This window comes from Agrobacterium sp. ES01, from assembly GCF_050320885.1.
Classification (GTDB): domain Bacteria; phylum Pseudomonadota; class Alphaproteobacteria; order Rhizobiales; family Rhizobiaceae; genus Allorhizobium.
On record NZ_JBNQTH010000001.1, the window covers coordinates 136,708 to 162,281 of the forward strand.

27 protein-coding genes and 1 tRNA gene are annotated in these 25,574 nt (G+C 57.7%); 6 read left to right on the plus strand and 22 right to left on the minus strand.

What is annotated here, in order from left to right:
- Nucleotides 1-149: 149 nt before the first annotated feature.
- Complete coding sequence (locus ACQQ2Q_RS00720; protein WP_428185102.1) at nt 150-335, plus strand: hypothetical protein; 186 nt, start codon at nt 150-152, stop codon at nt 333-335.
- 147 nt (nt 336-482) lie between these two features.
- Here ACQQ2Q_RS00720 and ACQQ2Q_RS00725 read toward each other — a convergent pair.
- The 7 genes from ACQQ2Q_RS00725 to ACQQ2Q_RS00755 all read right to left on the minus strand — a co-directional run bounded on the left by ACQQ2Q_RS00725 (nt 483) and on the right by ACQQ2Q_RS00755 (nt 5,072).
- Nucleotides 483-559: transfer RNA gene (locus ACQQ2Q_RS00725), tRNA-Pro, on the minus strand.
- Between the two features lie 85 nt (nt 560-644).
- Nucleotides 645-1,187 (minus strand): MerR family transcriptional regulator, encoded by a 543-nt coding sequence (locus tag ACQQ2Q_RS00730; protein ID WP_428185103.1) that lies wholly within the window; start codon nt 1,185-1,187, stop codon nt 645-647.
- A gap of 122 nt (nt 1,188-1,309) precedes the next feature.
- On the minus strand, nt 1,310-1,648 hold the full coding sequence (locus ACQQ2Q_RS00735) for an integration host factor subunit alpha (protein ID WP_428185104.1): 339 nt from the start codon (nt 1,646-1,648) through the stop codon (nt 1,310-1,312).
- Between the two features lie 108 nt (nt 1,649-1,756).
- A complete protein-coding gene (locus ACQQ2Q_RS00740; RefSeq protein WP_428185105.1) occupies nt 1,757-2,728 on the minus strand; it encodes a beta-ketoacyl-ACP synthase III in 972 nt (323 codons plus the stop codon).
- Between the two features lie 19 nt (nt 2,729-2,747).
- Nucleotides 2,748-3,794, minus strand: a complete 1,047-nt coding sequence (gene plsX / locus ACQQ2Q_RS00745) for a phosphate acyltransferase PlsX (protein WP_428185106.1) — start codon at nt 3,792-3,794, stop codon at nt 2,748-2,750.
- 112 nt (nt 3,795-3,906) lie between these two features.
- Complete coding sequence (locus ACQQ2Q_RS00750; RefSeq protein ID WP_428185107.1) at nt 3,907-4,470, minus strand: YceD family protein; 564 nt, start codon at nt 4,468-4,470, stop codon at nt 3,907-3,909.
- Nucleotides 4,467-5,072 carry a ubiquinol-cytochrome C chaperone family protein gene (locus ACQQ2Q_RS00755; RefSeq protein WP_428185108.1) on the minus strand — a complete coding sequence of 202 codons (606 nt, stop codon included), beginning with the start codon at nt 5,070-5,072 and terminating at the stop codon, nt 4,467-4,469. The genes ACQQ2Q_RS00750 and ACQQ2Q_RS00755 overlap by 4 nt, the downstream gene beginning before the upstream one ends.
- 210 nt (nt 5,073-5,282) lie before the next feature.
- On the opposite strand from ACQQ2Q_RS00755, the gene ACQQ2Q_RS00760 reads away from it, so the two are divergent.
- Complete coding sequence (locus ACQQ2Q_RS00760; RefSeq protein WP_428185109.1) at nt 5,283-5,786, plus strand: outer membrane protein assembly factor BamE; 504 nt, start codon at nt 5,283-5,285, stop codon at nt 5,784-5,786.
- 156 nt (nt 5,787-5,942) lie between these two features.
- Here the strand turns inward: ACQQ2Q_RS00760 and ACQQ2Q_RS00765 are convergent, their stop codons facing one another.
- From ACQQ2Q_RS00765 to ribH, 4 genes are all read right to left on the minus strand, one after another.
- Nucleotides 5,943-8,081 (minus strand): sodium-translocating pyrophosphatase, encoded by a 2,139-nt coding sequence (locus ACQQ2Q_RS00765; protein ID WP_428185110.1) that lies wholly within the window; start codon nt 8,079-8,081, stop codon nt 5,943-5,945.
- Between the two features lie 147 nt (nt 8,082-8,228).
- Entirely contained in the window at nt 8,229-9,455 is a 1,227-nt protein-coding gene (locus ACQQ2Q_RS00770) for an MFS transporter (RefSeq protein WP_428185111.1), read from the minus strand.
- A gap of 34 nt (nt 9,456-9,489) precedes the next feature.
- Nucleotides 9,490-9,966, minus strand: a complete 477-nt coding sequence (nusB, locus tag ACQQ2Q_RS00775; RefSeq protein ID WP_428185112.1) for a transcription antitermination factor NusB — start codon at nt 9,964-9,966, stop codon at nt 9,490-9,492.
- 3 nt (nt 9,967-9,969) lie between these two features.
- Nucleotides 9,970-10,428, minus strand: coding sequence for a 6,7-dimethyl-8-ribityllumazine synthase (ribH, locus tag ACQQ2Q_RS00780; RefSeq protein ID WP_428185113.1), 459 nt, complete (start codon nt 10,426-10,428; stop codon nt 9,970-9,972).
- Nucleotides 10,429-10,780: 352 nt separating this feature from the next.
- Here ribH and ACQQ2Q_RS00785 point away from each other — a divergent pair, with 352 nt between their 5' ends.
- Nucleotides 10,781-11,125: a hypothetical protein gene (locus tag ACQQ2Q_RS00785; protein WP_428185114.1), complete on the plus strand. Its 345-nt coding sequence runs from the start codon at nt 10,781-10,783 to the stop codon at nt 11,123-11,125.
- Between the two features lie 302 nt (nt 11,126-11,427).
- Here ACQQ2Q_RS00785 and ACQQ2Q_RS00790 read toward each other — a convergent pair whose 3' ends face one another.
- From ACQQ2Q_RS00790 to ACQQ2Q_RS00820, 7 genes are all read right to left on the minus strand, one after another.
- Nucleotides 11,428-12,054, minus strand: a complete 627-nt coding sequence (locus tag ACQQ2Q_RS00790) for a riboflavin synthase (protein ID WP_428185115.1) — start codon at nt 12,052-12,054, stop codon at nt 11,428-11,430.
- Nucleotides 12,054-13,106 carry a bifunctional diaminohydroxyphosphoribosylaminopyrimidine deaminase/5-amino-6-(5-phosphoribosylamino)uracil reductase RibD gene (gene ribD, locus ACQQ2Q_RS00795; protein ID WP_428186453.1) on the minus strand — a complete coding sequence of 351 codons (1,053 nt, stop codon included), beginning with the start codon at nt 13,104-13,106 and terminating at the stop codon, nt 12,054-12,056. The genes ACQQ2Q_RS00790 and ribD overlap by 1 nt, the downstream gene beginning before the upstream one ends.
- Before the next feature lie 29 nt (nt 13,107-13,135).
- Nucleotides 13,136-13,612, minus strand: a complete 477-nt coding sequence (gene nrdR / locus ACQQ2Q_RS00800) for a transcriptional regulator NrdR (RefSeq protein ID WP_428185116.1) — start codon at nt 13,610-13,612, stop codon at nt 13,136-13,138.
- A 17-nt stretch (nt 13,613-13,629) separates the two neighbouring features.
- Entirely contained in the window at nt 13,630-14,919 is a 1,290-nt protein-coding gene (gene glyA, locus ACQQ2Q_RS00805; protein ID WP_428185117.1) for a serine hydroxymethyltransferase, read from the minus strand.
- A 250-nt stretch (nt 14,920-15,169) separates the two neighbouring features.
- Nucleotides 15,170-16,495, minus strand: coding sequence for a L,D-transpeptidase family protein (locus tag ACQQ2Q_RS00810; protein WP_428185118.1), 1,326 nt, complete (start codon nt 16,493-16,495; stop codon nt 15,170-15,172).
- A 308-nt stretch (nt 16,496-16,803) separates the two neighbouring features.
- Nucleotides 16,804-17,313 carry a transcriptional regulator LdtR gene (ldtR, locus tag ACQQ2Q_RS00815; protein ID WP_428185119.1) on the minus strand — a complete coding sequence of 170 codons (510 nt, stop codon included), beginning with the start codon at nt 17,311-17,313 and terminating at the stop codon, nt 16,804-16,806.
- Between the two features lie 156 nt (nt 17,314-17,469).
- Nucleotides 17,470-17,883, minus strand: a complete 414-nt coding sequence (locus ACQQ2Q_RS00820) for a DUF6163 family protein (RefSeq protein ID WP_428185120.1) — start codon at nt 17,881-17,883, stop codon at nt 17,470-17,472.
- A gap of 179 nt (nt 17,884-18,062) precedes the next feature.
- On the opposite strand from ACQQ2Q_RS00820, the gene hemB reads away from it, so the two are divergent.
- Nucleotides 18,063-19,073 (plus strand): porphobilinogen synthase, encoded by a 1,011-nt coding sequence (gene hemB, locus ACQQ2Q_RS00825; RefSeq protein WP_428185121.1) that lies wholly within the window; start codon nt 18,063-18,065, stop codon nt 19,071-19,073.
- Nucleotides 19,074-19,183: 110 nt separating this feature from the next.
- Complete coding sequence (locus ACQQ2Q_RS00830) at nt 19,184-19,642, plus strand: RDD family protein (RefSeq protein ID WP_428185122.1); 459 nt, start codon at nt 19,184-19,186, stop codon at nt 19,640-19,642.
- A gap of 68 nt (nt 19,643-19,710) precedes the next feature.
- Here ACQQ2Q_RS00830 and ACQQ2Q_RS00835 read toward each other — a convergent pair whose 3' ends face one another.
- From ACQQ2Q_RS00835 to ACQQ2Q_RS00850, 4 genes are all read right to left on the minus strand, one after another.
- Nucleotides 19,711-20,985: a TRAP transporter large permease gene (locus tag ACQQ2Q_RS00835; RefSeq protein WP_428185123.1), complete on the minus strand. Its 1,275-nt coding sequence runs from the start codon at nt 20,983-20,985 to the stop codon at nt 19,711-19,713.
- Between the two features lie 7 nt (nt 20,986-20,992).
- Complete coding sequence (locus ACQQ2Q_RS00840) at nt 20,993-21,556, minus strand: TRAP transporter small permease (RefSeq protein WP_428185124.1); 564 nt, start codon at nt 21,554-21,556, stop codon at nt 20,993-20,995.
- An 85-nt stretch (nt 21,557-21,641) separates the two neighbouring features.
- Nucleotides 21,642-22,628 (minus strand): sialic acid TRAP transporter substrate-binding protein SiaP, encoded by a 987-nt coding sequence (locus ACQQ2Q_RS00845; RefSeq protein ID WP_428185125.1) that lies wholly within the window; start codon nt 22,626-22,628, stop codon nt 21,642-21,644.
- Nucleotides 22,629-22,727: 99 nt separating this feature from the next.
- Complete coding sequence (locus ACQQ2Q_RS00850) at nt 22,728-23,471, minus strand: GntR family transcriptional regulator (protein WP_428185126.1); 744 nt, start codon at nt 23,469-23,471, stop codon at nt 22,728-22,730.
- Nucleotides 23,472-23,735: 264 nt separating this feature from the next.
- On the opposite strand from ACQQ2Q_RS00850, the gene ACQQ2Q_RS00855 reads away from it, so the two are divergent.
- Nucleotides 23,736-25,565, plus strand: coding sequence for an SLC13 family permease (locus ACQQ2Q_RS00855; protein WP_428185127.1), 1,830 nt, complete (start codon nt 23,736-23,738; stop codon nt 25,563-25,565).
- The last annotated feature ends 9 nt before the right edge of the window (nt 25,566-25,574 follow it).

The following is a 25,574-nucleotide window of genomic DNA, read 5'->3' on the forward strand; positions in this document are numbered from 1 at the left end:
GAAGGCGAGCTAGTCCCTGCCGGCTGGCCTTCCCGGAAATCCGACTCTGATCGAAACCAATGCCTCAGAACGAGACGATCGGAAAAGATTGGCACAATGGAACCATTGTAGCCTCGCTGCATTGATATTTGCCCCTCAGGAGATGCCCGATGCAAAATCACACCGATTTCATTGCCGCAGAGACGGATATCGCAGATCTTTTCAGTGTTGCCGAATTCTGCAAACGTTACCGACTTGATGGACGGGAAGAACGCCGACTTCGAAATCTTCTGGGCGAGCATGCCCCAAAGCAGGATCTGCTTGCAAACGCTCGTCGGGATATCCAGTTCGGCTGAGAACAGCTGGACCGACGGTCAAAAATTTCCGAAATCCAGATAGGCTGCATGTCGACACCGCTGTGTCTCAGCCTGATTGCGTTCTCCGTAAGGACAGGTCCTTTGTGGGGGAGAGAACGACATCTCCTTGTAAAACAAGGAATTAAATGGTCGGAATGGCGGGATTCGAACCCACGACCCCTTGACCCCCAGTCAAGTGCGCTACCGGGCTGCGCTACATTCCGACCGGCTCCTGAGAGCAAGTTTCACTTAGTCTTTCGGGCTTTATGACGCAAGGACAATTTTGTCGCCAAGGGCAAAAAAGGGTGGTTAGCGGACCTGATCGAGAAGGCGTTTGCATTCCAAAAGATCATAAAGTGCCTCCTGCAGAAGCGCCCTGTCCTCTTTTCCCACAGTTGTTCCACGCGCGTTCGCCACAACGCTGTCATCATCACCCTGGCCACCGCCAAAGCCAAAGAACCGGTTGCTTGCCTTTGCCTTGGGGCGGCCGACGATCTGGTCGTCGTCTGCCGTGCTGAACTGCGGTTCGTCATTGTTCTTGGAAACGCTGGCAGCAACCGTTGCTTCCATTGCATCGACATCACCATTGGCGACCGCGATGACGAATTTATTGCCATTGGTTTTCAGAAGCTTCTGCACGCCCTTGATCGTGTAGCCCTGATCATAGAGCAGATGGCGGATGCCCTTCAGCAACTCCACGTCGTCAGGGCGATAATATCGACGTCCGCCGCCGCGCTTCATCGGCTTTATCTGCGGAAAACGGGTTTCCCAGAAGCGCAGCACATGCTGCGGCAGATCGAGATCGTCTGCGACCTCACTGATGGTCCGAAAGGCGTCAGGGCTCTTGTCCACGGTTCCGCTCCTGTCTGCGACGCACATACTGTCGTCGCAACTCATGCGTATTTCAACGGGCACGAGGCCGTAATTCAAGACTTTCGTCCAAGGTTTTGGAAAATATCGGTTTTACGCGAATGTCAGCTCGCCGGATTGACAGGCTTCTGCTTGGCCTTGCGGGCGTTATGCGCGCGCAGGATGCGCTGCTTGAGCACGTTGGAGGCCTTGAAGGTCATGACACGACGCGGAGAGATCGGAACTTCTTCGCCGGTTTTCGGATTGCGGCCGATGCGCTCATTCTTGCTGCGAACCTGGAATGTGGCAAAGGAAGAGAGCTTTACGGTCTCTCCCCTGACAATTGCATTGCAGATTTCGTCGATTACCGTTTCCACGAGCTCCGCCGATTCGGTGCGGGAAAGCCCCACCTTGCGGAACACCGATTCTGCTAAATCTGCGCGGGTAACAGTCTTTCCGGCCATCGTATAAAGCCCATCTCTTCGCCAGAATTAATCAATGAAAAGGACAGTATTGCCCTTGGCCCTAGCGGTCAAGCGCTTGTTTGAAATCCGTTATTTCGAGCAAATTGGTTACCAGCGCAGCAAAACGGCACCCCAGGTAAAGCCGCCACCCATCGCTTCAAGCAGGACCAGATCGCCCTTCTTAATACGCCCGTCACCGGCTGCAACAGACAAAGCCAGCGGAATGGACGCGGCCGACGTATTGCCGTGCAAATCGACGGTAATGACAACTTTTTCAGCAGGAATACCAAGCTTTTTGGCCGAAGCGTCGATGATTCTCTTGTTGGCCTGATGCGGGACCAGCCAGTCGATATCGTCGGCACCTGTGCCGGTCGCGTCGAACGCCTGCTCGATCACATCGGTGATCATACCGACGGCGTGCTTGAAGACCTCGCGACCCTCCATGCGCAGATGGCCGACTGTACCCGTCGATGACGGGCCACCGTCGACATAGAGTTTTTCCTTGTTTGCGCCATCGGACCGCAGCTGAGAGGTGAGGATACCTCTGTCGGCAATCGTGCCCTCGCCCTCTTCCGCCTCGAGAATCAGCGCCCCTGCACCATCGCCGAACAACACGCAGGTGGTTCGATCGGTCCAGTCGAGGATGCGCGAAAAGGTTTCAGCGCCGATGACCAGAACGCGCTTGGCCATGCCGGTGCGTATATGGGCATCTGCCGTTGCCAGCGCGTAAACGAAGCCGGAACAGACGGCCTGAACGTCAAAGGCATAACCATGGCTCATGCCAAGGCGATGCTGGATATTCACCGACGTCGCCGGAAAGGTGTTGTCCGGTGTCGATGTCGCCACAATGATCAGGTCGATCTGATCAACCGTCATGCCTGCATTTTCAAGAGCGGCACGCGCTGCGCCCTCGCCCAGCGACGCTGTCGTCTCTCCGTCGCCGGCAATGTAACGCTGATGGATACCGGTTCGCTGGACAATCCACTCGTCGGATGTGTCGACAATACTTTCCAACTCGCGATTGGGAACCGCCCGTTTCGGAAGCGATGCTCCGAAACCGCGTACTACAGACCGGATCATGTGTTTCTTACCCTATAGATTATGCAGCTTCTGGGCCCGCGCTGGACGGGTGGCTTGCATGATATTTTTTGAGATCGTTTTCTATCTTTTCGGTGAGGCCGTTGCGGGCCATGTCGTAACCGACATCAATGGCCGCGGCAAAGCCTTCAGCGTCGGTGCCGCCGTGGCTCTTGATGACAATACCGTTGAGGCCGAGGAACACACCGCCGTTGACCTTGCGCGGATCCATCTTCTCGCGCAGGCGATCAAATGCGCCCTTGGCCAGCAGATAACCAAGCTTGGCCATAAAGGTCCTGGACATGGCTGCGCGCAGATATTCTGCAATCTGGCGGGCAGTACCTTCCGCCGTCTTCAGCGCAATGTTTCCGGTGAAGCCTTCGGTCACCACAACGTCGACAGTGCCCTTGCCGAGATCGTCGCCTTCAACAAAGCCGTAATAATCGAGGGAATCGAGACCGGCCTCACGAATCAGACGCCCCGCTTCCTTGACCTCTTCCTGTCCCTTGCCCTCTTCGACACCGACATTGAGCAGGCCAACGAGCGGCTTTTCGATTTCGAACAAGGCGCGCGCCATGGCGCCGCCCATCACGGCGAAGTCGAGAAGCTGCTGGGCATCGGCGCCAATCGTTGCGCCAACGTCCAGAACGATGCTCTCACCCGAGAGCGTCGGCCAGATGGCAGCAATTGCCGGACGCTCGATGGTCGCCATCGTGCGCAAACAAAACTTGGACATTGCCATGAGCGCGCCGGTGTTACCGGCGGAGACGCACACATCGGCCTCGCCTTTCTTCACCGCGTCGATGGAACGCCACATGCTGGATACATAGCGGCCACGACGCAGGGCCTGGCTCGGCTTTTCGTCCATGGCGACTGCAACTTCGCAGTCGTGAAAGACATATCGGTCCTTGAGCTTGGGATATTTTGCGAGAATGGGCTCGCACTTTTCTTTTTGACCGAACATGACGAAATTCACGTCCGGATGACGTTCCAGCGCCTTTACAGCGCCTGGTATGACAACTTCGGGACCGAAGTCGCCCCCCATCACATCGAGAGAAATCCTGATCACGCTGAGTTGATCCTCCTGTTCGCCAAGGCAGGCGAATTTTTCGGCCAAAATACCGGTTTTGCCGCCACTGACAACTTGTTTATGCCTCCCGGGAGAGCCCGGCGAGGTGCGATCAATCCTTTTTCCAGTCTTTCAGGACTGCGAATGGCGATGGACGCGCGTCTTTTTCGTCATCACTCTCAATGTAGTCGGAGAATTCGGCTTCAGGCTTCTTCGGGTAGGGATCGATGGAAAGAGCCGCAAATTCGGCGACGAGAGCGCCAGCGTCTATCGTATCTCCGGAGAATGCCTCCGGAATATCCGGGCCTTCCGGATCGAGTATCATCTCGCCGTTGTCGTCGGTCATGATACGCGCAAGCTTGGAACCTTCGGGCACATAGATCTGCTCAATCTCGTTATCCACCCTGGACAATACGGGCTCGAGAGTTACGACGCAGGCCTGAACCAGCTCGCCCTTCAGTGTCCCGCGAATGCGAATACCATCTTTTTTCCAGCGTGCGATCTGAAGATCGGCGGACAGTGAATTGACGGCCTCGACGTTCCAGAGCGCTGCCAGACCGGCGCGCTCGGCCTCATTCGCTTCCAGATGCACCTGCACCGGATTGGCGGATACATGGCCAACCTTGACGAGATATGAGAACGGCGTGTCGCCTTCCTTGGGATTTTGGGTCTTCATGCAGTATCCCCTCCCGGGGCAAGAATAACGAGATGGCCAGAGGCGACCTCGTCTTCGGTGATCGCAGTGAGCGCCTTTTCCGCGCCGATAGTCCAGGCGGCGAGTTTTTCCATCGTCGGAGCGCCCGCGCCTGCGTCGGGGTATATATTGCGTCGAAGCGCCAATGCCAACTGTTCTCGCTCATCAGCGTCAATCGCAGCGGAGTACGATTCCAGCCGCCCATAGAACATACCGGCGAATTTCTTCATGCGCTTTGGCACGCTCTGATCACCCACACCGAGTTCGCGAATCGAATGATCGATATCGGTAAAGAATGCATCGATGATTTCCTGGGCAAGCTCCTGGCCGCTGCGCTCAGACTTTGCCGTGCGGCGGAAAAACAGGATCAGTACCAGTGTGAGCATCTCGAAACGGCCCATAACGGTGTCCGGAACATCGAGATCGGTGTAGAAATACGGCGTGCGCGCAAGTGAGGTCAGCGCAGCATATTGCCGGTCCACGATGATCTGGTTGTGCTTTCTCTGGCGAAACAGCTTGAACAGAATGGTTTTTCCCAGAATTGGCCGAGGAAGGAGCATACCATACCCGGCACGTTGTTGCATGATTGCGCAAGCTGGTTTACCGAAGCAGTCGTGAATTGCAATGCCATCGCCGCATTGGGCACGGGATGACCGGTCTACCGGTCCCTTAGACCCGACAGCGATCGGTCTGGACGAACCGGCATCTCGATGCGACCTTTCCCCGGAAAGGCCACAATCATATGCCCAACAAGTCGGGCGCCGCCACGATGGCGTCAAACGCAGCAGGGAGACGTGTGCTTGAAAATTCGGTATCTTAATTCGGGCAAGGGCGTTTTCCGCGGTGCGGCAGCGGGACTTCTTATGTCGAGCGCCATCCTTGCAGGCTGCACCACCCAGGAAGTCTTCCATAACGGCTATATCGTGGACGAGCAGGCATTGGCGCTGGTTCCAGTGGGTTCGAGCCGCGAGCAGGTTCTGCTGTCGCTTGGCACACCATCCACGACGGCGACTTTCGACAGCGAAGTCTTCTACTACATTTCCCAGACGCGCGAGCGCCCAGTTGCCTTCATGAAGCAGCGTCTGGTCGAACAGAAGATCCTTGCGATCTATTTCGACAAGGATGGCGTGGTCTCGCAGATCGCCAACTATTCGATGAAGGATGGCAAGGTGTTCGACAACATTTCGCGCACGACACCGACCGGCGGCAAGGACCTCACCTTCCTGCAGCAGGTTCTGTCCGGAGGCAGCGCGGGTGCCGCCAACAGCGTCAAGAATATTCTTGGTGGCGGCCAGTAACCTCGGTCAGCACCAATCATAAAAAGCAAGCCCGCGAAGAAATCCTCTCCGCGGGCTTTTCTCTTTGGGATCGGATGCCCCGCTTGGAGGCATCCACATCTTGATACCGATCAACCGGATCGCGCTTTAGCCGAAGCCCAAGCGCGTTGCCTGTCCTCAGCCAGCCAGCACTGCCAGCAGCAGCAATGCGACGATGTTGGTGATCTTGATCGCGGGATTGACGGCGGGACCTGCTGTATCCTTGTAGGGATCGCCAACGGTATCACCGGTCACGGATGCCTTATGGGCATCCGATCCCTTGATGTGGGTCACGCCATCCTTGTCGATAAAGCCATCTTCGAAACTCTTCTTGGCGTTATCCCAGGCACCGCCGCCCGAGGTCATGGAAATCGCCACGAAGAGGCCGTTGACGATGACACCCAGAAGCGAAGCACCAAGGGCTGCGAAGGCGGATGCCTTGGAGCCGGAAATGAGCAATACGCCGAAATAGACGACGAGTGGCGCCAGAACCGGCAGCAGCGAGGGAATGATCATTTCCTTGATCGCCGCCTTGGTCAGCAGGTCGACCGCGCGACCGTAATCCGGTTTGACGGTTCCCTGCATGATGCCGGCTTCCTCACGGAACTGGCGACGGACTTCTTCCACGATCGAACCTGCAGCCCTGCCAACAGCGGTCATGGCTATGCCACCGAACAGATAGGGGATCATGCCGCCGAAGATCAGACCGGCCACAACGTAAGGGTTGGACAGGCTGAAGGAGATGTCTCCCATATTGGCGAAGTAGGGATATTGCTCGCTGTTGGCTGCGAAATAGGCCAGATCGTTGGAATAGGCGGCAAAGAGCACGAGTGCCCCCAGACCTGCGGAGCCGATGGCATAGCCCTTGGTGACCGCCTTGGTGGTGTTACCGACGGCATCCAGCGCATCGGTTGTCTTGCGCACCTCAGGCGGCAGTTCGGACATTTCAGCGATACCGCCGGCATTATCGGTCACCGGACCGAAGGCGTCGAGCGCGACAATCATGCCGGCAAGGCCAAGCATGGTGGTCACCGCAATGGCCGTGCCGAAAAGTCCAGCAAGCTGGTAGGTGGAAACGATGCCGCCGACGATCACGAGTGCCGGCAACGCGGTCGATTCGAGCGAAACCGCCAGTCCCTGGATCACATTGGTGCCGTGACCGGTGACCGATGCCTGGCTGATTGAATTGACCGGACGCTTGTTGGTGCCGGTGTAGTATTCGGTAATCACCACAATCAAGGCGGTGACCACAAGGCCCAGGATGCCGCAAAGAAAGAGGTTCCAGCCGGTTACATCCTGACCGGCAACGGTGCCGATGGAGCCCCAGCCGATGGTGAGCGATGTGGCGGCACCGAGGCCAAGGATCGACAAAAGGCCGGTGACGATCAGACCTTTGTAGAGAGCGCCCATGATCGAGCCGTTGGTCCCGAGCTTGACGAAGAATGTACCGATGATCGAGGTGACGATGCAGGCACCGCAGATAGCCAGCGGATAGATCATCGACAGTTCCAGCATGGCGCTACCGGCAAAGAAGATCGCGCCGAGAACCATGGTGGCCACAACGGACACCGCGTAGGTCTCGAACAGATCGGCCGCCATACCGGCGCAATCGCCGACATTGTCGCCGACATTGTCGGCAATGGTTGCGGGGTTGCGCGGGTCGTCTTCGGGAATACCCGCTTCAACCTTGCCGACGAGATCGCCGCCGACATCTGCACCCTTGGTGAAGATACCGCCGCCCAGACGGGCAAAGATGGAGATCAGCGATGCGCCGAAGCCGAGCGCAACAAGCGCGTCGATCACGTCGCGTGAGCCGCTTTCATGGCCGAGAATGACAGTGAGCACGTAGAAATAGATAGACACACCCAACAGAGCGAGGCCTGCGACGAGCATGCCGGTAATGGCACCAGACTTGAAGGCGATGTCGAGACCGGCCGCCAGGCTTTGCGACGAGGCCTGCGCCGTGCGGACATTGGCGCGGACCGAGACATGCATACCGATGAAACCGGCAGCGCCTGAAAGCACGGCGCCGATCAAGAAGCCGAATGCCGCAGTTGGCGAGAGCAACAGCCAGGTAATGATGAAGACCACGACGCCCACCATGGCGATGGTCATATACTGGCGTGTCAGATAGGCCTGCGCGCCTTCGCGGATATATCCCGCAATTTCCTGCATACGCGCATTACCCTGATCGGCTGCCAGGACCGAGCGCGTGGCCCAGACCGCATAGACGATCGACAATAATCCGCAAACAATTACGCCTAGAAGCACTGTCATTCGCAATTCCCTCCCGAATTGCCCACGCCTCACGTAACGCGGGCATTGACGTGCCAATCCGACCTCCCCTCCGAGGACGTTTTGCACGAGGCGAGATTGCGTTGCCGATTTATTGACGTCAAGCCCCGCTTCGGTAGGGGGCGAAGCTCAGGCTGGCTTGCGCGCTGCAGAGCGCATCTGCAATGCCAGAAGGATCAGGCAGAGAACGGTAATTGGCCAGATCACGAGATTCATGACGGCCCAGCCATAGGCTGCAAAGACCTTGCCCGACGAAAAGGAAGCGAGTGCGACGGTGCCGAACAGAACGATATCGTGGAAGCCCTGCACCTTGTCGGCCTCCTGCGGACGATAGCTTGAGGCGACAATGGCCGTGGCACCGATAAAGCCGAAGTTCCAGCCGATGCCGAGCAGCACCAGCGCCAGCCAGAAATTCCAGAGTTCTATGCCCATGTGAGCGACGAGTGCGCAGGCCATCAGGATCACAAGACCGGCGGCCACGATCTTCTCACTGCCGAAGCGTGAAATCAGCATGCCGGTAAAAAAGCTCGGGGCAAACATGGCGATGACGTGCCATTGGATGCCAAGCGTTGCAAGCTCCGGCGAGAAGCCACAGCCAATGACCATGGCAAGCGGAGCGCCGGTCATCATGAAGCTCATCAGCGCATAGGATGCCACGCCGCAGAACATTCCTGTGAAGAACCGTTGTGTGGCGATGATCTCCGTCAGGGGCCGGGCCGGCTCACCTGTAGCATGATCATGCTCGGTCTTTTTCGGCAGGTTCAGGAAGAACAGAATGGCGATTGCGATCAGCATCAAGGGCGCGATGCTGAGGAAGGAGCCGGCAAATGTTACCGGTGCCAACGCATCCTTCATCTGAATGGCGATCTGTGGACCGACGATAGCGGACACGATACCACCCGCCAGAATCCAGGAAATGGCTTTACCCTTGAAGAAACTCGGCGATGCGTCGGCTGCTGCGAAACGGATCTTCTGGGTGAACCCGCCGGATATGCCAACCAGAATCAGACCGAAAGCGAAAATCCAGAAATCGCTTTGATAGAGCGCATAGGCGGCGACACAGCCGCCCAGAGCTGCCATCATCGCGCCGACCATGAAACCTTCACGGCGACCGAGAAAGCGCGCCACTGCGGCCACCAGAACGGCGCCCATGGCGACACCAAGGTTGAAACCGGTGACGGGAAGCGTGGCGAGCGATTTGTCGTCGCCCAGAAGCTGGAAGCCAGCAAGCCCGCCGAGGGAAATGCTGATCGGTGCCACGGAGCCCAGCACAGACTGTGCAGCGGTCAACAGAAACACATTGCGTTTGGCGCGACCAAACTGGACATCCATCTGGGTGCTATCGGCCACGCTCATTGCACTGTTTCTTTCCTGATCCGCCTTGGCGATTTTACTTTTCGGCGCGTACCTGCTTGGCGATGCGGTCGAGAACAGCATTCACCAGCTTTGGCTCATCGTCTTCGAAGAATGCCCGGGCGATCTCGACATATTCGGTGACGATAACCGCGACAGGAACATCCTTGCGCTCGACAATCTCAAATGTGCCGGCGCGCAGGATGGCGCGCACAGTGCTGTCGATGCGCGACAACGCCCAGTCGTCCTGCAAAGCCTTGCGAATGACCGGGTCGATCTTGGTCTGATCGCGGACAACGCCCGAGACGATAGAGCGGAACCAGCCGGGATCGGCCTTCAAATAGGTCTCGCCGTCGACTTCCTTGCCAAGACGATGCGTCTCGTATTCCGCCATGATTTCCAGCACACCAGTACCGCCGATATCCATCTGATACAGGGCCTGGACTGCGGCGAGCCTTGCGGCGCCGCGCTGGTTTGCCGGCTTGATGGCCGGGTTTTGATCTTCGCTGCTCATTGCTCAGCCACTCAGCTTGTTCTTCAGTTTGATCATCGTCAGGGCCGCACGCGCTGCGAAGCCGCCCTTGTCCTTGTCGGTACGACGGACGCGTGCCCAAGCCTGATCTTCGTTTTCCACTGTCATGATACCATTGCCAATGGCAAGCGATTCAGAGACCGCCAGATCCATCAGTGCGCGCGAGGATTCATTCGACACGATATCGAAATGATAGGTCTCCCCGCGGATGACCATGCCAAGGGCAACGAAGCCGTCATAGTTGGTGCCCTCATCATCGGCCGCATCCAGCGCCATGGCAATCGCCGCCGGAATTTCGAGCGCACCCGGTACAGTGACCACGTCATAGGTCGCGCCTTCCGCGTCGAGAGCGACAGTTGCACCTTCCAGAAGGGCGTCCGCCATATCGTCGTAGAAGCGCGCTTCCACGATCAAAAGATGCGGCTTTGATTTTGTCTGCGACATGTCTTTAGCCCTTGATTGTTCGGCAAATCACGGCATTTGCCGGAGAGATGGCGGTCAAACCATGATGATGATGGATTGGCAAGTGTTTTTAGCGTGGTGAAGAAATGGAGCTCCCGCTGCCGCCAGCATTCGAAGGGACGAGTCGTGCGACTTGCGACGCAGGTGAAGGCTCACTTCGCAGATTGCGACAAATCTATGCCAGAGAACATTAATTCTCCGATACCAGACTAAATAATATGTAATGAATTTCAGTAACTTACGCCACTATTTTGCCCAAAACCGATCCCAGATTTGGTCCTGCAAGCGGGAGGTATTCATGCCTCCCACTGGTTTCATTGAAAGGAGAATTACAATGAACCGCTTCGCAACACTCGCCGCCATCGGCCTGATGTCCGCCACTTCTTTTGCCGGTGCAAGCTTTGCCTCTGACAAGGCTTCCAGCCTTGACCATGATATCGCCACGACGAAAATGGTGAAATTCCAACTGCAGGACATCTCCTCGATTGCGAAGAGCGACCCCAATTATACAGCCTATAATGCACTCACACCGAAATCGCCGGGCGTCCACAAGCTGCAGGCATCCATCGAGTCCAACAAGACCCTGATGAAGGCGCTCAAGGCCGACAAGGTTGAGATCAACAATATCGTCGCGGCCAAGAAGGCCGAAGACGGTGGTTTGACTTTCTACGTCCGCTAGCCGCGCGCGAACGTTCCAAGTCATGAGTGCCGGCATTCCCTCTCTTCTGCCGCCCGGGAGAGAGGGAATGCGGTTCAGTTTATTGAAGGGAACCAAATCCAGATCATGACGTTATTACCGCAGCAGCCACTCATGGGGTGGCTCACAGCACCGGACAGTTCCAGTGTAAAAGGAGATGACAATGTTTCGTGGACTTTTGCTTTGGCTCGTAGGGATCCCCCTCCCCTTCGTCATTCTGTTCCTGCTGTTCTTCAGATAATGTTGCAGCCTGGTCGGGTATAAACGGCCGCCGTCAAGCCCCGTTAGATGGACGATCCACCGGCTCCGGGAAATTCGGCCAGGCGCGCAGCATATCTTGCCATCGTATCAATCTCGAGATTGACGAAATCTCCGGCCTTACGGTCTCCCCAAGTGGTGACCTCCAGCGTGTGCCGGATCAGCAAAACATCGAAATCACAGCCATCAACCGCGTTGACCGTGAGCGACGTCCCGTCGAGCGCGACGGAACCCTTGGGCGCAATGAAGCGCGCGTAGGCATCCGGCACTCTCAGCCGGATACGTACAGCATCGCCTTCCTCGGCGATCGACTGGATCTCGGCCTTGCCATCGACATGGCCGGAAACGATATGGCCGCCCAATTCATCGCCAACCTTCAATGCGCGCTCGAGATTGATGCGGGTCCCCTCGGTCCAGGCGCCAATGGTGGTCAGGCGCAGCGCTTCTTCCCAGGCCTCCACCTCAAACCAGCGCTCGTTGGAACCATCCTCGGACAAAGCCGTAACCGTGAGGCAGGTGCCGGAATGGGCAATGGACGCGCCCATGTCGATCGTGGCCGGATCATAAGCCGTGCGGATGCGCAGTTTGATGCCTTCATTGAGGGGGGTGATCCGATCCACCACACCAATATCGGTCACAATTCCAGTAAACATCAGCTGCTTCTCTCGTATTCCACCAGGTGGTCGGGGCCGAAATCAGCCTCGCGCACAATTTCATAACCATCTGGAATATTGGCGGCGGTGACGGGCGATTCAATCCCACCTTCACCGATTGTATCAGGCCCGCTGAACAGCAGGATGCGATCGACAACACCTGACCCCAGAACGTCCTTTGCGACGCGGGCTCCTCCCTCGATCAGCAGCGAGGAGATGCCACGGCTTGCCAGCGCAAAGAGCAAGGTATCGATGTCATCGGCTTCCAACACCTCGACCCCGCGTTCCGCCAGCATTTCGCAGTAGCGCGATGCATCCTTGCGCTGTTCACTGGTCACAAGGATCGTCGGGACATCATGCGCTGTCTGGACCAGTTTAGAATCCAGCGGCAATTCGAGCCGGCGGTCGAGCACAATGCGGATGGGCGAGCGCGCTTCCATGCCGGAAATGCGCACTGTCAGTTCGGGATCGTCAGCAAGCGCCGTGCCTATGCCAACGAGAATCGCATCGCAATGGGCTCTGAGATGCTGCACTTCGGTGCGCGCCTCAGGGCCTGTAATCGCGATCTGGCCTTCGCCTTTGCGGCCGATCATGCCGTCTGCCGAAATGGCCAGTTTCAGAATCACTTGCGGCCGGTTTTGGGTCTGACGCATCAGGTAGCCTGCCAGCACCCGGCGCACCTCATTTTCGGCCATGCCTGTTTCCACCTGGATACCGGCATCGCGCATGATCTGCAGTCCCCTGCCCGACACCCTTTGGTCCGGATCGGGGAGCGACGTCACCACACGCGCCACGCCGGCCTTGACCAGGGCGTCGGCGCAAGGCGGCGTCTTGCCGTGATGGGAACAGGGTTCGAGCGTCACGTAAACCGTCGCGCCCCTTGCCTTGTCGCCAGCCTCATCCAGGGCCTGCGTCTCGGCATGGGGGCGTCCACCCACGGCCGTGACCGCCCGACCGACGATCTCGCCATCCTTGACGATGACGCAGCCGACTGAGGGATTGGGTGATGTCTGGCCGAGATGTGTTTTCGACAAGCGGATTGCCTCCGCCATGAACCGCTCGTCATCTGCCGCGGTCAACGTCAATCTCCGACGGTGTCGCGGGAGATCTTGGCATTGATCTCGGCGATGACGTTTTCAAAATCCTCGGCATGGGAGAAATCGCGATAGACGGAGGCGTAGCGAACGAAGCCAACGTCGTCGAGACCCTTCAGCGCTTCCAGCACCTGCAGGCCGATTTCTTCCGATCCGATTTCCGTTTCGCCCGAGCTTTCCAAGCGACGGACAATGCCGGAGACAGCGCGCTCTATGCGCTCGCTATCCACCGGACGTTTGCGCAGTGCGATCTGAAACGACCGCACCAGCTTGTCGCGATTGAAGGGTGCCTTGCGACCGGTCTTTTTCAACACCATCAATTCGCGCAGCTGCACGCGTTCGAAGGTGGTGAAGCGGCCGCCGCAATCCGGGCAGATGCGCCGCCTGCGGATGGACGTGTTGTCCTCCGCAGGACGGGAATCCTTGACCTGTGTGTCTTCAGATCCGCAAAATGGACAACGCATCGGCTCGAACTTCTTCCTTACAGGTAGGGATACATCGGGAAGCGATCGGTCAGCTTGACCACTTTCTCGCGCACGGCAGCTTCGACAGCGGCATTGCCCTCATCGGAGTTCGCCGTCTTCAGACCATCCAGAACCTCGACGATCAGGTTGCCGATTTCTGTGAATTCGGCTTCCTTGAACCCGCGGGTGGTGCCGGCCGGTGTGCCGAGACGAATGCCCGAGGTGACGAATGGCTTTTCCGGATCGAAAGGAATGCCGTTCTTGTTGCAGGTCACATAGGCACGTCCGAGCGCTGCTTCGGCCCGCTTTCCGGTGGCGTTCTTCTTGCGAAGATCGACCAGCATAAGATGGTTGTCGGTGCCGCCCGATACGATATCGAGGCCGCCCGCCACCAGCGTCTCGGAAAGCGCCTTGGCGTTCTTGACGATCTGGGCGGCGTATTCCTTGAACTCGGGCTTTAACGCCTCACCGAAGGCAACGGCCTTGGCGGCGATGACATGCATCAACGGACCGCCCTGAAGGCCGGGGAACACAGCCGAATTGAACTTCTTTGCCAGATCCTCGTCATTGGTGAGGATCATGCCGCCGCGCGGTCCACGCAGCGACTTGTGAGTCGTGGTGGTCGCAACGTGGCAATGCGGGAACGGCGACGGATGCTGGCCACCGGCGACGAGACCGGCAATATGGGCCATATCGACCATCAGCCACGCGCCGACTTCGTCAGCGATCTCGCGGAAGCGCTTCCAGTCCCATGTGCGGGAATAGGCCGTGCCGCCAGCAATAATCAGCTTTGGCTTATTTTTGCGGGCAGTTTCCGCCACGGCGTCCATGTCGAGCAGGTTGTCGCCCTCGCGAACGCCATAGGACACGACATTGAACCACTTGCCGGACATGTTGACTGGCGAACCGTGCGTGAGGTGACCGCCCGAGTTGAGATCGAGACCCATGAAGGTGTCGCCCGGCTGCAGAAGTGCCAGGAAGACCGCCTGGTTCATCTGCGAACCGGAATTGGGCTGCACATTGGCGAAGTTGACGCCGAACAGCTGCTTGGCGCGCTCGATCGCGAGTTCCTCGGCGATATCGACAAACTGGCAGCCACCATAGTAGCGCTTGCCCGGATAGCCTTCGGCATATTTATTGGTCATGATCGAGCCCTGGGCTTCGAGCACGGCGCGGGAAACGATGTTTTCGGAGGCGATCAGCTCGATCTCATGACGCTGACGGCCCAGTTCCTTCTCGATCGCGCCGAAAATTTCCGGATCGGCTTCGGCCAGCGGGCGGGAGAAGAAGGCATCGGTGTTCGACATTATGGCAGGCTCCTGAACGGGAAAGATGCAGTGGCGTCTTAGCCCTCCATATGCCCAAGGGCAATACGGGGAGCGACATTTGCCCATCAAAGAGCGCAGCCTGGGTCAGTCGCCGCCATTCTTTAAGCCTCTCGACCGTGGTGACAATTCGCTGATCGAGCGCGGAAGCGACGGAACAGAAGCATTGCAAGGCAAAACGGCCCTCCCGAAGGAGAGCCGCCCCGCAAACTTTATTCTCGAACAGCTCAGCTTATTGCGGAAGAATATCGTCTTCCACAGACCCTGAAATCTGCTCGATACCGGCAGTGGTCTGGAGCGCCAGCTGGGCATCGCCGTCAAGCTGGTAGATATCATCGCGGAACTGGACGACGCGGTCCTTGGCCGACCATGCGGTGATATAGACCCAGTGCACATGTGGCGGATCGACAACCGGGATCGGCGTGTTCACGCGGCTGGCAATGACCTGCTCGATGTGCTGACGATCCCAGGTTGGGGTGTTCTTCAAAATCCAGACCACCAGGTCGCGCACGTTCTGAACGCGAACGCAGCCTGACGATTCAAAGCGCATCAGCTTGTTGAACAGACCCTGCGTCGGCGTGTCGTGCATATAAACCGCGTCTGGGCTCGGGAAGTTGATCTTCACCGAAGACATGGCGTTGATCTTGCCCGGATCCTGACGGAACATCAGGTTTGGCGCTTCAGCCGCGAACCAGTCCACGGATTCAGGCGAGACTTCCTGGCCCTTGTTGTCGAACAGCCGGATATTGTTGCGCGCCAGATAGGTTGGATCTTTCTGCATCAGCGGAACGATGTCCTTTTTGACGATCGAGCGCGGTGCGGTCCAGTACGGATTGAGGATGATGTCGGAGACCTTGGAATCGACCAGCGGAGACTGGCGGCTTTCGCGGCCGACAATTGCCGTGTTGCGAAGGGCGACTGTATCGTTCTCGACAGCTTCGACATAGGCGGCCGGAATGTTGACCATGATATAACGCTGGCCAAGGTCTTCCTTCATGCCTTCAAGACGCTGAAGGTTCTTGTTCAGCTGCGAGAGGCGCACGTCAGCGGAAACATTCATCGCCTTCAGCGTGAATTCACCGAGTACACCATCTTCCGGCAGGCCGTGACGCGCCTGGAAACGCTTGACGGCCCCGTCGACATAGGAATCGAAGGAGTCTGAGACGCCGGCCGAACGGGCAAGATCGCCGGAAATCATCAGACGCTGGCGCAAGACCCGGACGGATGGATCGACAACGCCGATCCTGAGCTTGACGCCCGAATTGACCATCGGCCAGCCTCCATTGGCGACGATTGCCTGATAATCACCGATCGCCTGCAACAGATTGACCTGATTGCTGGGACTCAGCACGGGCGAATTTGAAATCGCGCTGACATCGGTGCGAGATGCCTTTGCATCGAACTGGTCATCCCAATTGCCGCGGCGCGGCGCATTGATGACCTCGTTAATGGCCGACTGCGCGGCAGCCGTTCCCGCTATCGCGGCAGCGGCTGTTGTCGCCGCACCCCGAAGCAGGGCTCGACGCGACATAGCGAGAAGTTCGGACTTGTTCGACATTTCTTAGCGTATCCCCAGCGATTCAGACTCGATGCATAATGTGGCATAGTCAGCCCATGGACTCCACCGCCGGTTCACTCGAAACATGGCGATGAAATGCGCCCATCAGGCAATGGATTTGGTATATGTTGCGGGTCCCATACCAATATGGCCAATTCGTGTCAGCACCGGGGTGCTCACGAAGGCGTGTTTGCGCGTGAAATTGGCGAACCCGCTGGGGCCGCTGCCGCTTTCATGCTGAAAACAAGAAAAAGCCGGGTGCGCAAACAGCACACCCGGCCTTTTTGTCTATCGGGGGCAGTGTCTAATTACAGCCGATAGAGGATCTGGTCGTTCCAGAAGCGGTCGAGCCGCTGGAGAAGCTTGTTCATTTCCGAGAATTCATTCTCGCCGATACCGCCGACCTTCTGGATCGAGCCGATGTGGCGCTCATAGAGCTTTGCCACGGTTTCAGCGATCGCCTGGCCGTCTTCCGTCAGGCTGATGCGGACCGAACGACGGTCGATGCGCGAGCGCTGATGGTTGATCAGGCCAAGATCAACAAGCTTCTTGACGTTGTAGGATACGTTCGAGCCGAGATAGTAACCACGCGAGCGCAGTTCGCCAGCTGTCAGTTCGGAATTGCCAATGTTGAACAGGAGCAATGCCTGGATGGCGTTGACGTCGCTGCGACCCTGGCGGTCGAACTCGTCCTTGATGACATCGAGCAGACGACGGTGCAGTCGCTCGACAAGGTGAAGGGATTCCATGTACAGGCTGCGGATCGCATCTTCCTGCACGTCGACAATATCTGCCTGCGGCTTAAGTTTCGTGTTCATCGGTCTGCCTCACTGTTTTTGGCGGCGGTTTTGTTTTTTCTTCCCGCCTTGTGAGTGACCCTATCGAATGCATATAAAATTCTATTTAAAACGTAGGCTTAACAAGCCCTTACCAGCATCGACTTGGTAAATAGGGTAAACCAAGCCTTTATGCGTTCAATGGCGCTGCCGGGCCTCCAGCCATAATGCCAGACGAAAGACGGCATAGACCAGAACCACCGTGCAATGCATTGTGATGATCAGCATGCTCTGGCCAAAGGTGTCTGTCCAAAGGCCATACATCAAGAACTGCAAGCCTGCGGCGAATACCCAGATGACGCTGCCCCAGGCTGCGGCAATCCACAAACCAAGCGCGGCCACAGGAAAGACCACCGCCAATGTGGAGGCCGCAACCTTCCATGGCACCGACAAAAGGTCGAAACGTCCCATTCCGCCGAGCGAGTAGCCCGTCAGCATGGCCCAGTACTGCAAACCCAGCCACAGGCATGACACGGCGACGAGACGAAAGAAGACGACAAACAAGCTTTCGGTGAGGCTTGGTTTCGGGGCGTGTGAAGAATCAGCATCCATGGCGGCGACGATAGCCCTTGCGATCCTCGCCCGCCAGATCGTCGCAGCATGTCCGACAGTGTTTGGCAAATGACGATGGCATGATAAGGCAATTGCCGATGCTGGACGGCTCAAGCGGACCAGCGCGCCCCATAATATGACAGTGCATGCCAAATTGAGACAAAGGGAGCCAGCGCCCAATGACAGACAAGACACATCTGGTGGATGAAATTACCGGTCATCGCCGCATGCGGCGTATTCGCAAGGCCGACTGGGTGCGCAGGCTCACTTTGGAAAACCGGGTGACGGTAGACGATCTGATCTGGCCGATCTTCGTTATTCCCGGCCATAACATCGTTGAACCGATTGCCGCCATGCCGGGAGTCAATCGCATGACCGTGGACAAGGCGGTTGAAGCCGCCAAGGAAGCCGCAGACCTTGGCATTCCAGCACTTGCGACCTTTCCCAATGTGGAGATGGACCTTCGCGACGAGACCGGCTCGGCCATTCTCGATGCCAATAACCTGATCAACACGGCAACCGCTGCCATCAAGAAGGCTGTTCCCAATATCGGTGTGATTACCGATGTTGCGCTCGACCCCTTCACCAGCCACGGCCATGACGGCATTTTGCGGGGCGACGTGATCGTCAATGACGAGACGGTCGACCAGATTGCTCATGCCGCCGTTTTGCAAGCCGATGCCGGGTCCGATATCATTGCGCCCTCCGATATGATGGACGGCCGCATTGGCGCCATCCGCAAGGCGCTGGACGCCGCGGGCCACCAGGATGTCGGCATCATGTCCTATGCAACCAAGTTCGCCTCTTCCTTTTACGGCCCCTATCGCGAGGCGATCTCGACGGATGGTTTGTTGAAGGGCGACAAGAAATCCTATTACGTCGACCCCGCCAACGGCACCGAAGCCTTGCGCGATGCGGCTCTCGATGTGGAGGAAGGGGCCGATATGCTGATGGTCAAGCCCGGACTTCCCTATCTCGATATCTGTTGGCGCGTGAAGGAGGCATTCGGCCTGCCGGTCTATGCCTATCAGGTGTCTGGCGAGTATGCGCAGATCAAGGCAGCCGCTGCCAATGGCTGGCTCGACGGCGACCGGGCGATGATGGAAACGCTTCTCGCCTTCAAGCGCGCAGGCTGTGACGGCATCCTCACCTATTTCGCCATGGATGTGGCGCGCGCGCTGTCCAAGTAGGTCTCACGCATCCGCCGACCGCACAGACCGCACAGACCGCACGCCAGGGTTTGAATTTCATTTCACGTCTCCCCATATCATGGAGGAACGAAGGCAAAAAGGAAGCGACCATGGCCATTGATCAGAACCAGACCTATGCCGCCCCCGATGACTGGCGCGCCTATAGCGGGGTGCTGACACGGCGGATGTTTGCTTTCCTGATCGACTATCTGCTGATTGCGGTGCTGTGGGTGCCGGCTGCAGTGGTGGTCTTTTTTCTCGGCGTCCTGACACTTGGTCTCGGATTTCTTCTTTATCCGATCCTGTTCTTCATTGTTGCAGGTCTTTATTTCGGGATGTCTCTGGCTGGACCACGCCAGTCGACACCGGGCATGCGTGCCATGGGTATCTTCATGGTGAAGGTCGATGGCGGCAAGATCGACTTCGTCACCGCCATCGCGCATCTGGCTCTATTCTGGATCCTCAATTCTGTGCTGACACCGCTCATTCTGCTGGCCGGTCTGTTCATCGACCGCTCGCGACTGGTGCATGACCTTCTGGTCGGAACGGCTGTCGCCCGCGCTTACTAAACCTACTCTTCGGTTCAACGGTCCCCTGCCCTGCCCCGGTCTTCAACGTGTGAAGCCGGGGCTTTCTTTTACCTGTACCAAAGCGTTGGCAGATAAAGGGTGAGAGACGGTATCGCGCTGATCAGGAACAGGACGATGAAGAGCGGCACCAAGAACGGTGCCACCGCCCTGATCGTCTTGTCCAGCGAGAGGTTCGACACCTGAGCCAGCACGAACAGCACCATACCCACGGGCGGCGTCAAAAGACCGATCATCAGATTGAGCACCATCACCACACCGAACTGAACCGGATCGATGCCCACATGCAGGACGGCCGGCATGAGAACGGGTACGAGGATCGAAATCGCCGCAATCGTTTCCATGAAACATCCAACGATCAGAATGATGACGTTGATGATGAGCAGCAGCAGCAGCGGATTTTCGGTGACGCCGAGCAGGAAGGCGGTGACGGTGGCCGTCACCTGGGTCACGGTCAGGATCCAGCCAAACAATGAAGCGCCCGCCACGATGATCAGAACGCTGGCTGTGGTCTCGATGGTCTGGATGCTGATGCTGTAGAAGCGGCGCAAGGTCAAAGTACGGTAGAAGATGAAGCCCAGCATCAGTGCCCAAGCACAGGCAGCAATCGCTGCCTCGGTTGGCGTGAAGGCGCCGGTTGCAATACCGCCGATGATGATGACAGGTGTCAGCAAGGCCGGAAGGGCGGCAATAAAGGTTGTGCCAAGACGCGTGACGCTGAACGCCTGATCGCGTCCCATGCCCTTTCGCCGGGAATACCAGGTAACGTAGATCATCAATGCCAGTGCCATCATCAGGCCCGGAATGAAGCCTGCTGCGAACAGTTGGCCGATGGAGACATTGGCCATGACGCCAAAGATCACCATAGGCAGCGATGGTGGAATGATCGGGCCAATGGTTGACGATGCCGCTGTGATACCGACAGCCATCTGGTCATCATAGCCGTGATCGCGCATCGCCTTGATCTCGATGGTGCCGAGACCACCGGCATCGGCAACGGCTGCACCGGACATGCCGGCAAAGATGACCGATGCCAGAACATTCACATGCCCAAGTCCTCCGCGCAGCCAACCAACGGCCGCGGTGGCAAAATTGAAGATACGGTTGGTGATGCCGGCCGAGTTCATCAGGTTCCCGGCCAGAATGAAGAAGGGCACGGCAATCAGCGGGAAGGAGTCGACGCCGCCTGCCATGCGATGCAGGACCACGAAATCGGGAATATGTCCGATGAAGTGCGTGTAGACGAGCGATGCACCGCCAAGGGCCACGAATACGGGAACACTGAGGAACAGCAGTCCGAAAAATACGATCAATAATATGGTCATGATGCCCTCAATCGGCGGTCAAATGGGTGTTGACGTCCAGCGGTCTCCAGCCTCGGCGCGCATTGGCGATGAAGGCCTCGACCGCACGCCAGAACATCAGCAGGCAACCGATGCCGATCCCGCCGTAAATGACAGCCATGGAGACATCGATAACCGTCATGCGCTGGATCGACATGCGCTGGGTGATGGTCCAGGAGAACCAGACCAATATGCCGACAAAGCATACGGTGATCGCATCAGCGACGAAGCGGCAGGCACGGCCTGCCGTCGGCGGAAAGGTATCGACAATAATGTCGACCGCGATATTCGAGCGACGCCGAAAGACGATGGCAGCACCGAAGAACGTGACCCACATCAAAAGATAGCGCCCGACCTCTTCGGTCCAGGCAACCGAGTCGTTGAGCACATAGCGCGTAAAGAACTGCAGGAAGGTCACGCCGCCCAGGGCCCAGAAAAGTATGAAGGCAATCACGTCGTCGATATGGAACTCAATGGGCTCCTCAACGTCGTCCTCCACCTGAATGACAATCTCCTCGCCGGGACCTGCCGGCACCACACCTTTTGTCGTCATCGTTCGTCCATCCCAATGCACATCACAAAGCAAACCGCACCGCCCGCGCACAGCTGTGTGCCGGGCGGTGCATTTTCACAGACGATCAGAGCGCCTGCAGCGCGTCGTATTGCTCTTGTGTCCAGCCGGCGCCCGATTCCGGATCGTTGTGGAGTGGCTTGGCAGCTTCGATGAAGGGACCACGATCGACTTCAACGACGGTTGTGCCCTGCTCCGTAAACCAGGCCGCAAGCTCGCCTTCTGCCTTGCGGATCGTTTCAGTGGAGTTCGAGGCTGCCTCGCGCAGCACATCCTCGAAGATCTTCTTCTGGTCGTCGCTCAGTTGCGACCAGATATGAGGACCGACAATCGTCAGCAGAGACTCGGTGATATGCTCGCTGAGCATGATGTGGCTTTGAACTTCGTAGAACTTCTTGGCCTTGATGGTCGGCAAAGGATTTTCCTGGCCGTCAACGGTGCCCTGCTGCAGCGCCAGATAGACTTCGGCGAAGGCGATCGGGGTGGCATTTGCGCCGACTGCCTTGGTGAACATCAGATATAGCGGTGCTGGCGGCACACGCAGCTTCATGCCCTTCATGTCGGCCGGTGTCTTGATTTCCTTGTTTGCCGTCAGGTTCCGCTGACCGTAATAGGTAAGCGCAACCACATGATTGCCGGAGGCCTGGTTGTAGCCATCGGCCATTTCGCCGAAGAGCGGAGAATCGCGGTATGCCTTCCAGTGATCGAAGTCGCGCAGGATAAAGGGCGCGTTGCTGATCGAGATGGGCTTGAAGATCGAGCCGGCAAAGGCAACGCCGGTATAGATGATGTCGACAGTGCCGAGTGTCAGGCCTTCGTTGATCTGGTTTTCATTGCCAAGCTGAGATGCCGGGAAGACCGAGATGCTGATCTCTCCGTTGGTACGCTTCTTGATTTCTTCGGCAGCCCAGAGCGCCTGCTGGTGATAGGGTTCGCCCGTCTCGTAGACGTGCGCCCATTTCAGCTCCATGGCAGCCTTTGCCGGCAGTGCAAGCGCGCTGGTCATGGCAAGGGCAGCGGTCGCGACCATCGCGTTTCTGCGGGTAATTTTCATGTCTTCCTCCCAAATAAAAGGCCGGACGGTTCGGCCGTTTCCTCCGCCAAATCACGCACCAACTCCCTGTGGTACGGTAGCTTTCCGCCAAGGTTCGCCTCAGCGCAAAAGATCCTCCTCGTCGACGAAATAGGACGGATTCAACCGACGAATTTCATCGACAGCTATTTCAAGAGCTTCGATATGCCGGTCCATGGCCTCTACCGCCCGGTCCGGATCATGGCGCTCGATTGCCTCAAGCACCGCCTCATGCTCCTCGATAACACCCAGCATGCGACCTTCCTGCGGCAGCGTCACGCGCCGGTAGCGATCGACATGCATCTTTGCATGTTCAACCATCGTCCAGATGCCGGGATAGCCGGCCATGCGGGCGATTGTCGAATGAAAGGCCTCGTCTGCGAGGTGAAACTGCTCGCGCTCCCCCGTCGGCAAGATCTCCCGCATGCGCACAAGGCGCGACTTCAATTCCAGGATCTGGCTCTGGGTCGCAACTTGCGCTGCAAGTCGCGTGGTAACCCCTTCCAGCGCCTTCCTCACCACAATGGCTTGCGGCAAGAGGTTCAAGGGTATGCGCGCAACATAGGTGCCGGATTTGGCGCGCACGTCGACCAGCTTATCCGACAGCAATCGCTGTATGGCCTCGCGCACCGGCGTGCGGCTCACCTTGTAGTGGTCTGCAACGGCGATTTCGGAGATCGGCTCACCGGGTGCCAGCTCAAGCTTGAGAATACGATCCTTCAAATCGGCATAGAGCGCACCCTTCGACAGTGCCAATGCGGAAGCGCGCGACGACGTAGCCGCGGATCGATCTGACTTTTCGCCTTCCTGTGCGAGCTTGCCCATTTCCCTCCCCCTTGCGCGGCCATTTTTATTTTCAAGCCTTCGCATCTCGACGGCTACCAGATGCATCCCTTGTATGCAAGATATCCTAGTCGATCAATTTGGGGATCAATGATTGCCGGTCGTTCCCGCCAATGGCAGTTTTGGCGCAACAATATTTCGCCCAGAGCCATTGATTTGGTCGCTGCCGCTATTTCCCGCCGGCGCAACGGCATATAGGTAGTGGTGATACTCACCTTGTTTTGCGCATTGCCACCGGAACGCTGCATGTCTGAATTTCATCTTGTTGCGACCTTCCTGATTATCATTGCGGCGATTGTCGCCTTTGCCAGTGATCGCTTTTCCGTCGAAGGCGTATCCATCGGCGTGATCGCGGCCCTCCTGATCCTGTTCGGCATGCTGCCCTATCAGGGCCCCAATGGCGCGCAGCTGGGGCCTGGCGAACTGCTTGCCGGCTTCGGCAATCCGGCGCTCGCCACGGTCGTTGCCCTGCTGATCGTCGGTCAGGGACTGTTTGCCACCGACGCGCTGGAACTGCCGGCCCGCGCTTTCGGCAAGCTTGGCGCGAGCGGTCCAAAACTTGCGGTCGCCATTATCCTGTGTGTGACCGGTGCCATCAGCGCGTTTTTGAACAACACTCCGGTCGTGGTGATCTTTATCCCCATTCTGACGGTGATCGCGGCCCAGCACCGCGTGCCGGCCTACCGGGTCTATATGCCGCTTTCGTTTATCGCCATTCTGGGTGGCATGACGACGCTGATCGGCTCCTCGACCAATATGATTGCAGCCGGCGTTGCGGCCAAATCCGGTGTGACAATCGACTTTTTTGACCTGACCGGCATGGGTGTCATCCTTGCGGGCACGGGCACGCTCTATGTCTTGTTTCTTCTGCCGCGCCTGTTGAAGGACCGTGTGACACCGATCTCCCGCGAAGCCTCGGCCAATGGCAGCCAGTTTCTTGGTGAGATCGCTGTCACCCGTGGTCACCGCTACGAGGGCATGACGGCCAAGGCCGGTTTCTTTCCCGACATCCTCAACCTGACCCCGCGTCTTCTGATCCGCCGCGACATTCCCATTCTGCCGCCTTTCGACGAAATCACACTGGCTCCCGGCGACCGACTGATCGTCACCGGCACACGCAAGTCCTTCATGGAGGCCATCGCCAAGGGCGAAAAGGGTGCCGACTCCGAATCGCCCGATATTGATTCGCTGGATGCAGCCGATCTGACGCCGCCGGACGCGCATTTTCATCTGGTTGAGGCCATAATCGCGCCCGGTTCGCGCTACGAAGGTCGCACGATCCAGCTCTCCGGCCTGCAGGCGCAATTCGATGTCGCGGTGTTCGGCGTCCAGAGAAAAAGCCGCATGGCGCGCGCCGGATTGTCGGAAATAAGACTGGAGGCCGGTGACACGCTTTTGATCGGCGGTCGGCTAGAAGCCATCGAGTCGATGCGCGGTAACCACGACATCCTGCTTCTGGAGCATTCGACAGAATCCGTGCCTCAGAGGCGCAAGGCGATCATGGCAGCGGGTATTTTTGCGGCCATCGTTCTTTTGTCCGCTTTCGATATTTCCCCCATTGTGGTCAACGCCATTGCTGGCGCAGCCTTGATGATTGCCACTGGCTGCCTGACGCTCAATCAGGCCAACCGCGCGTTCGATAAGCAGATATTCCTGCTGATTGGTGCCTCGATTGCCATGGCGACGGCACTGGAAGCAACCGGCGGTGCGGCCCTGATCGCCCGGGAAACCGTGGCAATGATGGATGGCGCGCCAACCGCGGCACTTCTGTCGGTGCTCTTTCTGGTGATGGCCGTCTTGACCAATATCCTGTCCAACAATGCGGTCGCTGCATTGTTCATGCCCATCGCCATCGATGTCGCCCGCCGCGCCGGTGCGCCGCCGGAGGCCTTTGCAGCAGCCGTGGTCTATGCGGCAAATTGCTCGTTTGCGACACCCATCGGTTACCAGACCAACCTGCTGGTCATGGGCCCCGGACACTATAAATTTTCGGATTTCGTCAAGGGCGGCGTACCGCTGGTTGCGATCATATGGTTGACGTTTTCCATACTTGCGCCATGGTATTATAATTTATAGCCCGAGCCT